This is a genomic window from Polynucleobacter kasalickyi, from assembly GCF_900176405.1.
GTDB lineage: Bacteria > Pseudomonadota > Gammaproteobacteria > Burkholderiales > Burkholderiaceae > Polynucleobacter > Polynucleobacter kasalickyi.
On record NZ_FWXJ01000009.1, the window covers coordinates 29,646 to 46,724 of the forward strand.

Below are 17,079 nucleotides of genomic sequence, written 5' to 3' on the forward strand. Positions count from 1 at the left end.
ATGGCCCTAGTGAATGTTGTAAATGCAATCAAAGCATATAATGCCAACCCATTAGCGGTTGTTCCACTGTCAATATCTGATACAGCTACAAATATTGCTGCAAACTTAGATACTCTCAATACGATGGCATCGAACGGAAAGATTGCATCGGTTGTGTTTTCAACTACTCCCACACTGTTGTCGATTACAGCGCTTCAATTCAATAATGATAATAAAATTATTGCGCTATTGCCATCGAACTATACGTTAAACATAGCTAACGTTTTAACAGCGAATGTTGCTACCTTATTTAGCAATACGCATGTGACAACAATTACTGTTTCAGATAATGCCACAAATATTGCCGCCAATTTACCTAGCCTGATTAGTAATATTACGAAAATCTCCTCAATTACTGAAACTGGGACAATTACTCCAATTAGCCTGAATGCTGCACAATACAGTAGTAGCTTAACGGCCAAGTTCAGTAATTTTACTGCGACCATTACTGGTGCCTTAGTGGCTAATGCTGCATCAATAGCTAGCGACAAAAAAGTAGCATCGATTTCAGTTTTAGATACTAGCGCCAATATTGCAAAAGGATTGGATACTTTGCAAGCTAATATCGCTAAAATCACGTCCATTACTCAAAGTGGTACCGTAACCGCATTAGCTATCACAGCAACTCAGTTAACTAGTGATGCTACAACCTTAGCTAAAATCGCCGGCACGTATACCCTGTCGGTTACAAATGTTTTAGCTGCTAATGTCACTACCACCATCGGCAATACGCATGTGACATCGATTACGGTTGTAGATAGTGCAACAAACATCACCACTGGTTTGTCGAACATTATCAGTAATTCAGCAATGATCACTTCCATTACTGAAACTGGCAAAGTTACTCCAATTAGTCTTACTGCAGCGCAGTACAGCAGTAACTTAACTGCTAAGTTCACTAACTTTACTGCGAAAGTCAGTGGTGTCGCTGCTGCGGATGCTGCTTCAGTGGCGTCTGATGCTAAGGTAGCGTCGATTTTAGTGGTAGATACAAGTGCTAATATTGCAAAAGGATTGGATACTTTGCAGGCTAATATCGCTAAAATCACGTCCATTACTCAAAGTGGTACTGTAACCGCATTAGCTATCACTGCAACTCAGTTAACTAACGATGCTGCAACCTTAGCTAAAATCGCCGGTTCATATACTTTAGTAGTTACCAACGTCTTTGCTGCGAATGTCTCTACCACTATTAGTAATACTCATGTGACTTCGATTACGGTCGCTGATAGTGCCACGAATATCACCACCAATTTATCCAACCTGATTCGTAATTTAGCAAAGATTACTGCCATTACTGAAACTGGAACGATTACTCCGATTAGTTTGACAACTGCACAATACAGCAGTTCTTTAACTGCCAAATTTAGTAACTTTACTGCATCAGTTAGTGGCGTCTTAGCTGCTAACGTTATTTCTATAACAGCAGATACTAAAGTTGGGGCGGTGACGATCACTGATAGTGCCACAAATATCACCACTAACTTATCGAACCTGATTAGTAATTTAGCTAAAATTACCACCATTACCGAAACTGGAACAATTGCAGCAATTAGTTTGACTGCAGCACAGTACAGTAATGCCTTAACTTCCAAGTTTAGTAATTTTACTGCGACAGTTAGTGGGGTACTATCGGCCAATGCCGCAACCGTTCTCACTGACGCCAAAGTAGCCTCCATTTCAGTTACAGATACTGCTACTAATTTAGCGAATAATCTCAATGCCTTACAGACTGCTGGCGTCAAGCTTACTGCGATTACTCAGTCTGATACTGGTCCATTAACAATTACTAGCGCACAGCTTACTGCAGATGCAGTGACCCTAGCCAAAATCAATGCAGGGGTCTATACCTTAAATGTCACTAACGTCACAGCTGCTACCACTACCACGATATCAGCTAATACCCATGTTGTCTCTCTTGCCGTAACTGATACAGCTACCAATATTGCATTGGCTGCCAACTTGGCGGCTTTAATCAATGCCGGTAGTAAGTTAACTGCCATTACAGAAACTGGTACGATTGCGAATATTGCCTTAACTAGTTCACAATACAGCGCTGCATTGACTGCAAAGTTTACAAACTTCACCGCAACTTTAAGCGCTGTAACAGCAACTTTTGCAGGAGTAGCTAGTGCTGATGCGAAGGTGAGTGAGATTACGATCTCGGATACGGCTGCTGGCATCGCTGCTAATTTTGATGCTTTGCATAATAACGGAACAAAGATCACCGCGATTACGCAAACCGATGCTAATCCATTAACCATTAGCGCATCGCAGATTACAAATAATGCAGATGTTTTAGCGAAGCTAGGTACCTACACCTTGGTAGTGGCTAATTGTTTAGCTGCTGATGCGACTAGCTTAGTAGGTAATAGCCATGTGACTTCCATCAGTATCTCTGATACAGGCCCTAATATCGCTGCCAAACTCGATGCTTTACATGCCAACCTGAACAAGATTACCGCGATTACGCAAACCGATGCTAATCCATTAACCATTACCGTAGCACAGCTCACTAGTAATGCTGATGTCCTAGCGAAATTGGGGGCTTATAATTTGGTTGTGACCAAAGTATTGGCTGCGGATGTAGCGGGGTTGTTGTCTAACACCCACATTAAGTCAATCAGTATCTCTGATACGGCAGCCAATATCGCTGCCAAACTTGATGCTTTGCATACCAATGCCACAAAAATTACCGCCATTGAGCAAACCGATGATAATGCATTAGAGATTGGCGAATCACAGCTCATAAATGATGCTGATGTCCTAGCAAAGTTGGTCAACACAACAGGTAAGGTGATTGAAGCGGGTGGTGTTAATAACTCCATTACAGAGACCCCAACTGTAACAGGTCATTTGAATGTTGCTAATTCCAACAATACCTTTACTGCCATTAGTACTCCAACTGCCGCGAGCTATGGTTCCTACACCATTGATGATAGCGGTCATTGGACTTACACCCTAGATAATAGTAACAGCACAGTGCAAGCCCTCAATGTAGGTCAAAGTACGACGGATACTTTTACAGTAAGCAGTATTGACGGTATCCAGAAAAATATCACTATTACCATCAATGGAACCAATGATGCGGCATTCATCGAGGGTGTTTCGATGGGTGAGGTAGTAGAGGCGGGTGGTCTTTTTAATGCGATCCCTAACACACCAACAGTGACTGGCACTTTATTGGTCAGTGATTGGGATAGCGCCAAGACCTTTAACGTAATTAGTACACCAGCGCAAACCAACTATGGCACGTACACGATTGATGCGACGGGTCATTGGACTTACACGCTGAATAATAATCGCGTCGATATACAAACCCTGAATGTGGGTGACAGCACGACGGATACTTTTACGGTCTATACCGCAGATGGCACCTCTCAAGAGGTGACCATCACGATTAATGGCGCTAATGATGCGGCATTCATCGAGGGTGTTTCGATGGGTGAGGTAGTAGAGGCGGGTGGTCTTTTTAATGCGATCCCTAACACACCAACAGTGACTGGCACTTTATTGGTCAGTGATTGGGATAGCGCCAAGACCTTTAACGTAATTAGTACACCAGCGCAAACCAACTATGGCACGTACACGATTGATGCGACGGGTCATTGGTCTTACACGCTGAATAACAATCGCGTCGATATACAAACCCTGAATGTGGGTGACAGCACGACGGATACTTTTACGGTCTATACCGCAGAGGGTACTTCTCAAGAGGTGACCATCACCATCGTTGGCACCAATGATAATCCAATCATTACTAGCACCGTACAATCTGGTACCGTCAAAGAAGACGAAGTCCTAACTGCTACTGGTCAAGTAACGTCTGCTGATGTGGATCACAATGCTACTGCGACCTATAGCATTGACAATAATATTGGTACTTACGGCTCCTTGGCCCTAGATAGCAAAACAGGTCAATGGACCTATACCTTTGATAACGCGCATCATCAGGACTTAGCGCAAGATGAGAGTCATACTGAAATCTTTACCGTAACTGTGACGGATGATCAAGGTGCAACAACCAAGCAAGATGTTGCCATCACAGTTAATGGCACTAATGATGCCCCCGTTATCACCAGTGGCACGCAAAACGGTATTGTTGGGGGAGGTGGTACGAATAACACTGGTGGCCAAATAAATGTAACACAGAGTGATCATGGATCAACGGCTACTTTCAGCGTGGATCATACTCATGGCACTTATGGCTCTGTAGGAATCGATAGTAGGACAGGTCAATGGACATACACACTCTCAGATAACGAGGAAGATCATGCCCTCTCTGAAGGTGAGAGCCGTGATGAAATCTATGTTGTGACCGTAAATGATGGCAAAGGAGGATCTACTTCTCAAACGATTACTGTCACTATTGTTGGCACTAATGATGCTCCAATCGTCACAAGTAAAGTACAAATTGCTGAAGTGAAGGAAGATTCTGACTTAACTGCCAGTGGTCAAGTGACTTCATATGATGTGGATCATGGCGCAACTGCTACCTATAGTGTAAATCATAACGTCGGCACTTACGGCTCCTTAGTAATTGATAGTCAATCGGGTAAATGGACTTACACTTTAGATAATGCCAATCATCAAGATTTGGCACAGTCCGAGAGCCATGATGAAACTTTTACTGTCATAGTAACTGATGATAAGGGTGCAACGGCTCAGCAGGATGTCATCATCACTGTTAAAGGCACCAACGATGCGCCAGTTATTACCAGCACCACCCAAGCAGGTGAAGTAAAAGAAGATACTAGTCTCACGGCAACTGGTCAAGTAAGTTCAGCTGATGTGGATCATGGCGCAACTGCGACCTATACCGGCGCCGCGATAGGAACATATGGCAGCTTTGAGATTGATGCTGCTACTGGCGTGTGGACTTATACCTTAGATAACGCAAATCATCACGATTTAGTGCAAGACGAAAGTCATACTGAAACCTTTACCGTAACGGTGACTGATGACAAGGGTGCAACAGCTAAACAAAATGTTACGATCACTGTTAAAGGGACCAATAATACAACCGTGATCGATGGTACTTCTACTGGTACGGTGATTGAAGCTGGCGGGGTTGATAACGTAATTACAGGAATTCCAACGGTAACTGGTACCTTAACCAGTAATATTAATCACGCTACCAATAACTTTACTGCTATCACCAATCCAACCGCTTCATCATATGGTACGTACACCATGGATGCGAATGGTCTTTGGACTTACACCTTAGATAATACAAACAGCACAGTGCAAGCCCTTAATGTAGACCAAAGCACAACTGATACTTTTACTGTTCAAGCGAGCGATGGTACCCAGAAAAACATCACCATCACCATTAATGGAACCAATGATGCGGCCGTGATCAGTGGCACTTCTACAGGTACGGTAGTTGAGGCGGGTGGTATCGCCAATGCAATCACCGGAACCCAAATAGTAACTGGTACATTAACCGCTTCCGATGTAGACAATGTCAATACTTTTCAGGTTGTGAGTACCGGTACTGTAAGTGACTTTGCATATGGCTCATATAATGTAGATGCATCTGGTAACTGGACTTATACGATTGACGATAGCAATTCTGCAGTTCAGGCGCTTAATGATGGCCAATCGTTAAATGATACCTTTAGCGTCTTATCAGCTGATGGCACAATCAAAAAAGTAACAATCACAATAAACGGCAGCAATGATAGTTTAGTGATCTATGGTGTTCTGGCAGCTGATGCTGTGAGTGTTGCCTCGAATCCCCAAGTTGTGTCAATGCTAATAGCTGACTCATCATCTAATGTTGCTACTTATTTGGATAGCCTTGAGTCAGTTAATAGTAAGATCACTAGCATCACCTTAAGTGATCACAATCCAATTACGGTTTCAGTAGCTCAATTAACTACTGATCACGATGTGATTACCAAGATTACTAATCTGTCTACTATTACGGTCTCTGATACAGCAGACCATCTCTCTGCTGCGATTGATCAATTAGAAGCGATGGGAAGTCAGTTGGGAAGTGTAGTCATTGCCGACCACAAACCTTTAACAATCACTTCACATCAGTTAACTGCTGATGCATCTGTCTTAAGTAAGATAGCTGGTGGAGGACTTTCTGCTCAGGATATTACGAACCCATTAACGCAAATTTTTGATGCAGAGAATGGACACATTTATCAATTAATTCAAACACAAGATCTTGATCCGAATAATTTAAATAATGGTTATGTCAGTTGGACGCAAGCCAGGACACTCGCATTAAATTCTACAATCAATGGTGTGCATGGTTATTTAGTCAACATCACTAGTGCTGCTGAAAATATAGAGCTTGGTAAATTATTTGCTCAGCTACCGCAAACTGTAAATAGCGGAGGGTACTGGATTGGCGCATCTAGAATGCCGTCAAATAACGCCGCGTGGGAATGGGTAGATGGTCCAGAAGCTGGACAAGTTTTTTCGAATACTGGATTTAGATCAAGTACGCCAGTTAGTGATGCCTATACGAATTGGTATTTGCCTTGGTTAGATAATTGGGCAGGTGATGTTCCTGGTGGGGCGCCTTATGGCAAGATTGCATCGCCTGGATCCTATGATTGGAGTTCGCCAATAGGCCTATTATGGGATGACGCACCAAATCTATGCGGCGGAATAACCGGGTACATCGTTGAATACTCAACTGCCGACTCTGCATACAAATTAAATATCACTGACGTTCTAGCTGCCAATGCATCATCAGTCGCTTCTAACTCGCATGTCGTATCAATGTTGATTGCAGATAGTTCAGCCAATATCTCTACTAATTTGGATAGCCTTGAGGCAATTAATAGCAAAATAACAAGTATTACTTTAAGTGATCAAAATCCAATTACGGTTTCAGTAGCTCAATTAACTACTGATCATGATGTGATTGCTAAAATTACTAATTCATCTGCTATTACAGTCTCTGATACAGCAGACCATCTATCTGCTGCGATTGATCAATTAGAAGCGATGGGAAGTCAGTTAGGTAGTGTTGTGATTACTGACCAAAAGTCATTAACCATTACCGCACATCAGTTAACTGCTGACTCTCATGTGCTTGAGAAAATAGTAAATGTAGGATCAACTAATGGAAATAATTCTAAAACTTTAATCACAGAACTTAATTTAGATTCGACGGTTTACTCAGGTTACAGGGATGGCCTTTATGTTTTAGGGTTGAATTCTATTACATTAGCACCTGGAAAGTATGTCGTTGATTATTTGCAAAAAGGAGAGTTAGGCGCAATTTATAGCGGATGGGGTCCTTGGGGAGACCCAGGAAATAATTATTACTCATCTGAATATAACATTGAAATTAATGGGAATTATGTTGCGAGGTGGAGCGGAAATACTTTTATTTATGGTCTTGATAATACAAGCGTAAGCGGTAAGGCACATCCATATACCTTTAGCCTGACAACAGAAACAACAGTAGATTTCTTCATATCTGATAATTTCTACGTAGATAATGGCGGCGGTATTTCGATTGCAGTCAATAAACTGACGGATACTTCTTATACTCTGATAATCACTGACGTACTGGCAGTTGATGCAACTTCAGTCACTTCTAACTCGCATGTCGTATCAATGTTGATTGCAGATAGCTCAGCCAATATTTCTACCAATTTGGATAGCCTTGAGGCAATTAATAGCAAAATAACAAGTATTACTTTAAGTGATAACTCGCCAATTAATTTATCTGTTTCACAATTAACTCATGATGCGGATGTGATTGCAAAGATTACAAACATTTCCTCAATTACTGTATCAGATAGCGCCAATCATATTGCTGCAGGTATAAACCAGTTAGCAGCTATGGGCAGTAAATTGGGTAGCATCGTCATTACTGACCATCAAGCTTTAACCATTACTTCACATCAATTGACTGCTGATGCTGCAGTCTTAAATAAGATAGTGGGTGGGGTGGATAATCAAGCGCTTCAAATCCATGCATATGTCGATGGTCGCTCTCATTTAATTATTTCTAATAACACTTTGCAATGGGAGAATTTGGAATATGGAGCCGTTGGAAAATACGGGGTTGATGTTCCAACAGTAATCTCAGTTGTCCAAAACGGTGTTTTAGTTTCAAGTTATAACTGGATGCCTACTTGGACAGGTCTTGAAGCTAATTTTAGAGGACATGGTTTTTCAGATGTTTTAGATCTTGCAACACTGCCATATGTAGAAGATGCAACGAATATCAATTTAACTGTTCAACACGCCCGTTGCACGGTCGCTGTATTTGAAGAGCCATCAGTAAGTAATGGTTGGAAATCTGTTATTGAATTTAATGATCCTGCTGGCGGAGCTGATTGGTATGATGTTAGCCTTAAAGGTTATAGTTATTCATATAATCTAAATATCACTGACGTTCTAGCCGCCGATGCATCAACTATCGCGACTAATCCGCATGTTACTTCAATGTTGATTGCTGATAGTTCAGCCAATATCTCTACTAATTTGGATAGTCTTGAGGCAATTAATAGCAAAATAACAAGTATTACTTTAACAGATGTTGTGCCATTAACAGTCTCTGTTGCCCAGCTGACTGATGATCACGATGTGATTGCTAAGATTACTAATCCATCCACTATTACGGTCTCTGATACAGCCTCAAATATTTCTAATAGTCTCGATATAATCCAAGCAGATGTATCGGTAGATAAGTTGATCACAAGTATTGTCTTGATTGATAATAAAACTATCACCCTATCTTATCCTCAACTTACTAATGATTCAGGAGCTCTCGCACTAATCCATGGTAACTACGGCATTGCAGTAAGCAATGTTAAGGTTGTGGATGCGTTAACCATTCTTTCTAATAATAGCCATATTACTTCCGTTGCATTATTAGATACTGCTGCAAATATTGCCAGCCATTTGGATGTTTTACAGCTCAATTTAAGTAGCCTTGCTTCAATTAATGTTACTGATCCAACTAGTTTAGTTCACATTAGTCAAGCAACTTACACCGCCGATCAGGGTGTTTATAACTTGTTATCCCAATCAGGTTATCAGTTTGTTGTGGATGGCGTAATTCCAACACCGGCCCTAACTGACAATATCAGTATTGCTCAACTAGAAGCGATTACAGATTTTACTAACATTAGTTCGGTAACTATACAAGATAACAGTGCCAATGTTCATAACGCTGCTGCGATAAGTGCCTTACAAGCTTTAGGTAATAAATTAACCCACTTAACCTTAATTGACTTTACAGGCTGGGGTAATGGAACGTTTGGTGGCAGTTCATCTTCGAGTTTCTTGGCTCAGGTCAGCAATCTTGGACCTAATTCTGTCACAGTAAATAACTTTGTGATCTCTTTCACAAACGGAACAAATGCATACTCTTTAGCAAGTAATAGCCAAATAGATAAGGTGGTTCTGACAAATTCACCAACCGACGGTAGTTTTAATTGGCCAGATTACAGCATCTATGACTCAGCCATCATGCATAAGATTTATGATAATGACGGGACAACCTTAGCAAGTACAAAGGTAAATAATGTTGATACTCTAGATCATCTGATTGCTTTATTGGCGAACGATACTAGTGTTTATGGAGCTTCCTTAACGAGTTCAAATGCGAATACTAGTTATACCACTTACGACAAGATGGTGAAATACCATGTGGCTAATTTGAATGGTGGAGATGCTTCCGCAAATCTAATTGTTCTTAATGCCCCAAGCACAGTATTTGATAATAATTTTGTAGCAAATACAGCGAGCGTTACAACTTATCAACTACTAGATACGGCAGCCAACATTGCTAGCCACTTAGATGTTTTACATCAAAACATTAGCAGTGTGGTGTCAATTACTGTTAGTGATAGTAACCTCATTAATCTCTCGTTGACCAAATTTGCTAGCGATCATGATGTAATTGCCAAGATTACAAATCATGGTTCAATTGTGATCTCCGACACAGCAGCTAACATCGCTTCTCAACTAGACTATCTTGAACAAAATCTTACATCGATTAGTTCCATTACAGTGACTGACCCTAGTAACTTGGTAACTATCTCAAGTTCTCAATTTGTTGCTGATCATACAGTCTTGCAATTAATTGCTAATTACAAGTTTGCTGCTTATTCACCTTCACCAGCAACCTATCAACCGTCAAATATTGCTGTTGAGCCCATTACTCTGCAGGGTAATGCCGCTGTTGCTAATTGGGTGGTCACTTCTACTGCAACCATTAATGGGGTCAGTACAAGCTCTAACATCACTTTCCATCAAGATTCAACGGGTGCAAATATTACCTTTGGGCCGATGGTTGATCAAATCATCGCTGGCACTACTTATACGATTTCTGCAAAAGGGTTGGATAGTCAGGGTATTAATGTTGCGACTGGTAATTTGTCATTTACACCAGGGTACTTTGCGACGCTTAATAACGGAGGCTTAAATTTCAATACTTCTTTATCGATTCATGGAGTTTCACTAAGCGATCCTGAACCATCCCCATCAGCAAGTGCAGATAGCGTGTACTTTGTCACTGGTAATTATTCGGCGGCAGATGTTTCCATCGCTTTGCAAACTAATACATCACTACTTTCTTTAGCTAATAATGGTCAGTTAGCTTTATCTAACATAGCGTTTACGGCTGATTCTTTAGGATACAATCCATCGTTATCAACTCTGCAGATTAATGGGGTAACTTTATCGATTATTAATCCTCCGGTTGATAATTCGACTCCATTAGCTATCTATTCACCGATAGATACTGACATTCAAGTTCATATGGTGAGTAGCTCGGGTTATAGTTGGGTCAAAGACATACTCCACCTGAAAGCAGGTGTTGCTGTTAATTTCCCGATTGATGATTTTATTGGTGCAATCAGTAATACTTATAGCTCTTTGGCTTCATCTACTCAAATTTACTTCACAGATTCGAGCGGACAAGCTGTTAATGGGTTGAAGTTGGCTCATATTCCGTTGTCTGGTGGCTTGTTAACCTCTACCAATGTGATAGCAGTGGGCAGTTCCTTAGAATCTGCAGTCACTGTTTACAATGGCAGCGTGTCTCAAGTATTAACGAGTGCTCAAACCGCACCGGTAGGTAGTGTGTTTACAATTGTTGATTCCATTAACAATATTCGCGCTGCAGGTTCAGCACTTTATAATTTAGAAGCTTCTGGAGCTCTAATAGGAGCATTTCTAAATAATGGATTCGCACCAATACCTTACTCTAGCACCAGTGGATATACTCCAGTTGCCATTAGTGACGGAGTTGGCCATACTAATTACATCGATACTATAGGTTGGGCTGGTAGTCAATTAGGTAACTCTATCTTACCTCTCAACACTGGGTACACTATTGGTTCCAATAGCTCTCCAATAGGTCATTCTGTCTTAGCGCTCAAAACTAGTAGTACTCAAAATGTTAATGTCTATATTGATTATGCGGATAGTTCTCATCAGTTCAATACTACAAAAAGTAATTACCTTTTCTCTAGCTACTATTTGGGATCTGTTAATGGGGTTGTAGGAATTGCTTTACCAAGTATTAATAGTAGTTCGCTTTTAAAAAATCTTTCTGGATATCACACCCTTTTAGTTTCAAGTGGAGCTGGTATTGGTGTTGCGCCTCCTGGAGGTGGTTTTCCGAATGATTTTGCCAGTAGTCAGTCAATTTGGATCGGCAGTGCTGCGGAGTTACCAACGAGCTTAAATGATATTCATGCAAATACTTTATATATCGTTAAGGATCTCCCTAGAAATATTCAAAATCTTACTTTAAATCACGGTGATAATGCTAGTGGGGTTCTGAATCTATTAGCTAGTAAGGGTTTAATTGCTTACAGCATAGCTAGCGGTCCATTGAACTTTTACTCAATGCTTGAAACTGTAACAAGTAATGTGCCAATGAGTAATGTGGATGTTACTGTTATTGTTGATACAGCCTATCATGCCGAAGAGGCCCTGAGTAGTTCTTACTCTTTGGGTTTTGGAAATTTCGTCATAATCCGTGACTCGATTGGTCGTTTATTGAGCCCTGGTTTAGCGAGTATCGCTGCTACCCAAGCTGCTGCAGTAACTCCCTCGACGAATTTGACCTCGTATGGCGCCGGACTTAATTCGGCTTTTAATGCATATAATTTAAGTGGTACCAATGGAGTAAGCCGTGTGGATTGGTCAGACTCTTTAGCCTCATTAACTTCTACCGGCAATCAGAACGCAATGGCTGCTATCTATACTTCTCACTATCAATTAGATATGGTGCAGATATCTGATACAGTATCAAATTACCAGCAACTCAGCTCTTCTGCTGTGTCCGGTTTGATTGATTTTGTAAAGAACCATTCACAAAGTAAGCTAGGTATAGCTATTCGGGATACGGTAGATAATCTTTACAGTACTTTTGGAAACTCTTCAAGTGCTGATACCTTTAAAGTTTTACTGAACTCTACTTTAGGATCTACACTCACGGGAGTTTCATCAACAAATGGCTTGATAGAGATTTTTGATACCGTTGCTAATATTGAAGCTGCAAATATTACAGGGAAAATTCAGGCCTTAATGGCTACGACAAATATGCTTTCCGGAGTAGGTGCGAATAATAATGTACCTATTATTCGGTTACACGATACGGTAGCCAATATCAATGCGTTTTTAGAAAATCAGCAAGATTCTACTCTTTGGCCTTTGGTTAGCTACTTAGCAGTGCAAGATACAGCAGCCAATATTGCTAGTGAGATAGTTAATCTTGCTAAGGTCAATAATTGGCAATCTGCTATCGCTTTAGCCAATAATATTTGGGTGGAAGATAGTTTTGCTAATGTGCAAAGCTATGCAAGTAGCTTATTTAGTGGTGACTATGTCGCTAGTCTTCAAAGATATTCTATGAGCTTATCTGGCGGAGGCTATGAGGTCAATAAGGTTATTTTTACAGATATTTCTGGTGCCACTTCACCGCTGATCGCTGGCACTGGTACTAAATACTCTACTCATGGTCAATTGCCCATCTTTGATTTTTCACAAGCGAGAGGATTTGTGGGTAATGTAACGGCTAGTGAGTCTGCAATTGCTGGCGGAGCAGAATTGACTATTAGTGATCAATATGGTCATCAGGTAGTGATTGATATTATGACAGCTCTTGACCCAAACAAAACCGATTTATATAGTGTGGTGTTGCCAGCTGCTAATCTTAGTATTGAACAACTTAGATCAATCTCAAATCTTTCAGCTTATGCATCGTTTTCAATTACTGATACTTCAAGTCATATTGCTTCTTACCTCAATAACATTCAGGTAGATTTGAATTCAAGTATTAAGATTACCGCTATTACAGTGACTGACCCTAGTAATTTCATATCTATTTCAACCTCTCAGTTTTCGAATGATTCTGCCACCTTAAAATTATTTACGAATGGTAAAGTGGCAATTTCAGATTCCTCAGATCATATTCTCTCAAGTCTGAATTTATTAAAACCTGCTATTCAAATTGGTCAAATAAGTGCTATTCATTTGACAGATTTGACTAGACCAATTATCTCTCTAACTGCCCAGCAGTTCATTAATGACCAAGATGTTCTATTGTTGATGGCTCAAGGACAAAGTTCGACTAATCCTGCATTTAGTGTCCAACTTGCTGATGGTGAAACATTAACTGCCAGCCAAGCACTAACTATAAATCCTATTCTTTATAAGAACTTTGTAGTGAACAGTTTGGTTGTGAGTGATAGTGCAGCAAATATTCAGTTATATGCAAGTCAATTACAGAGTCTTACAGTAGATCTGCCTAGTAAGATTCTATTGAGCGATAGTGCCAATACAAATATCAACCTATCAGTATCGCAATCGAACTTAATTGATACGATTCAAGCGCATATTGGCTATAGCGTTGCCTTAAATGTTTCTGGAGTCGGTGTTGATCAAGCATCGCTTATTGCATCGAAGGCAAATGTAGCTAGCATTGAAATTTCTGATTTAACCATTAATGTTATTGCTAACTTAGCTAGTCTTGAAACACTAAGTTCTAAAATTTCAAAGATTGATTTAACGGACAACATAACTCTGAACTTAAGTGAAGCCCAAATCAATGATGGTCCTCATGTTATTCAAAAATTACCGCATCAACACTTCTCAGTGAGTCCACAGGTTTCTAGTACTTATTTACTATCTCATCTTACGTACTTTGAGGATTTAGCTAAAGCGGGAGTATTGAATAGTATTAGCTTGACGGATAGTGGTACGCCAGTACTAGCAATTACTAAAGATCAGTTCGTTACAGATAGCGCAGTGTTTGGACTGATTGGTACTCCTCATCAGTATGCTGTCAGTGGTGTTTTGGCAGCTAATGTCAGTAGTCTATTGACTAATAACTTAATTACTCAAGTTGGGGTGAGTGATACTGCAGCACATATTCAAACTTATTGGGCTCAATTAGAATCGTTGAATAATGCTGGTCATCTTGCTAATATCGTGGTGTCCGATGGCAACCTACTTACTGTGAGTGATTCGTCTCAACAGAGTTATGACTTACTATCTCATGTTACTACTAGTGGTCCGATTAATTTGTACATTAACTGGGTTCTGGATTGGCGCCTACAAGCGATTGCTAATGAAAACTATTCGTTCAATAATTTGACTTTGGTGACTAACGGTGATATCTACGGCCCTAACGGAGGAGTTTCGTTTGATACTCTCAATACTCTGCTGAATGCACACTCTAGTTGGAGTATCACAAATAGTCGGTGGGTCGTTCAAAGCCCTTTTTCGAGCCTTTTAGATTTTGTAAACCACATCACTAATAGTCAACTACTCAATGCTTTGGGTGGTAATGGTTTTTACGAAATGAATGGAGGTAGTTTTGTGGTGGAAGCCCCAACGATTGAGCAGTTTGAAAACTACTACAAAACACCTTTTTACAAGCACTTACAATTTGAGTTAGCAGGTACCTTAACTGATACTACAGCGAACTTCCAAGCAAACTTAGACCTTTTAGCACCATTAGCTAGTCACTTAGGCGTTATGCCAATCGTACTATCGGATGTTCTACCGCCACAAATCAATGTGAGTGCAACACAGGTAGTTAGTGATGTTGAAGTACTTAACCATATTAACTCGAGTTATTTACTCTCAGTGCATGACACAGCAGCAAATTTAAATGGCTTGGATTTAAGTCATGTCAAGAATCCGTACATTGAATTTGCTCCAACGACATTGGGTGATATTGTTGAAAATACGAAGGTTACTGCTTTAGATCTGACACATGTGGCAGGCCTTAGTTCTACTGCGACGATTACAGAGCATGCGATTAATGGTGGTGCTGGTACTGAAGTAGATATTACGAATGGTGGTCAGACTTATACAATCTCCCTCACTAATACAGCTCTTGCGGACTTAGCAGTCTATCAACCAGTGAATCCAAGTACTACCCATGATTGGGATGGTAGATCTGGTCGTGAGCATTACTTCTTACAAGATAATCAATCAGGTGATATTTCTGATACACATTTTGACCGGATATTTAATTGGGGTGGTAGGGATCTCATTGAATACGCTAATAATCATCTGACTGTTACAGGAAACTCCGGTTCCGAATTGGCAGGTTTGGCTCATATTGATTTATCTACTGGTAATTTAGTATTCAGTAGTCAAGATAATACACTTCAAAAGCAAATTAGTGCGGCTGAAGCAGCTATTGCTTATAGTAATGATCCCACTTCTGGGCATTTTGCCAAATGGGAGAATGGCGGCAATACCTATGTATTAATTACTGATGGCCATACGAGTAGTGGAGTAGGTCATGGTGATAACTTAGTTGAGTTAGTAGGTGTTACTAGCTCTCATGCCCAACTAGTAAATGGAACCATCACTTATGGTTGATTATTTTGGATGAACATTTCCTAATCAATACACGTAGTAGTTTGTCTGAAATCAAGTGTAAATTTGATAAATCTTAAGCAACCTGGATACACAGTGGTTGTTTGAGATTTTCTAATAATGGGCATCCATGATTAAAAAACCATTGATTACAGCATTGATTACTAAAATGAGATAGTAATTAGTCCGCTGTAATCTTTGCCTTTTCAACAACGCGAGCATAAATTAACGACTCTTTTTTTATAAATTCATTAAATTGTTGTGTCGTCATTGGCGCTGGTTGGCCACCTTGCTCACGTAATTTTTTGACTAATGCTGGATCACGTAAAGCCTTGGTTACTTCTAGGTTGATTTTTTGCAAAATAGGCTCAGGGGTATTCGCTGGTGCAAAGAGCCCAAACCAGTTTTCAAGTTCATAAGATTGAAGTGGCTTGTATTCGCTGATTGTTGGCACATTTGGTGAAAAGTCTTGGCGTTTTGCTGAGGTAAATGCAATCGCCCTTACTCTGCCTGATTCAATAAAGTTCTTCGCTCCTGAGTAACTCACAAAGGTCATATCAACGTTACCACTAGTCACATCAATAATTTGCCCCGCTGCTCCCTTGTAGGGGACATGTATCATTTCAGTGCCAGCTAATTCATCTAACAGTTCACCATTTAAATGCTGTGGATTACCCACGCCACTGGAAGAATAAGATAGTTTTCCAGGATTATTTTTTGCAAAAGTAACAATATCACCAATGGTTTTAAAAGGCGAGTAGGCATTCACAATTAATACATTTGGGATTTTAGTAATTAAGCTAATCGGCGCCAAATCTTTCGAAGGGCTATATTGCATTTTTGTTTTATAAACAAATGGATTGATCGCTGTTTCGCCAGCAGAGCCTAACAGTAAAGTGTAACCATCTGGATTGGCCTTCACTACCGCAAGAGCACCGATCATACCGCTACCACCTGGTTTGTTATCCACAATAATGCTTTGACCTAAGGAGTCTTTTAGCTTTTCACCGAGAAGTCTGGCTACGGTATCCACTCCACCACCTACTGAAAAAGGCACGATGATCGTAATCGGCTTGGAGGGATATTCCTGGGCATTACTACTTAAGGCCCCAAATAAGGAGAATATCAACGATGTATAAATGGAGAGTTGTTGAATGAATGAACGCACGAGCAATCCCTTTGATGAATTAGAAGTCGACTTTA

At 40.4% G+C, this 17,079-nt stretch carries 2 protein-coding genes; one reads left to right on the forward strand and one right to left on the reverse strand.

What is annotated here, in order from left to right; translation table 11 throughout:
* Positions 1–15,879, forward strand: coding sequence for a VCBS domain-containing protein (locus tag B8983_RS08985; RefSeq protein WP_084283820.1), 15,879 nt, complete (start codon positions 1–3; stop codon positions 15,877–15,879).
* Positions 15,880–16,057: 178 nt separating this feature from the next.
* Here B8983_RS08985 and B8983_RS08990 read toward each other — a convergent pair whose 3' ends face one another.
* The gene (locus tag B8983_RS08990) at positions 16,058–17,044 is read right to left on the reverse strand and encodes a Bug family tripartite tricarboxylate transporter substrate binding protein (protein WP_234986978.1); all 987 of its coding nucleotides are present in this window, start codon (positions 17,042–17,044) and stop codon (positions 16,058–16,060) included.
* Positions 17,045–17,079 lie beyond the last annotated feature (35 nt).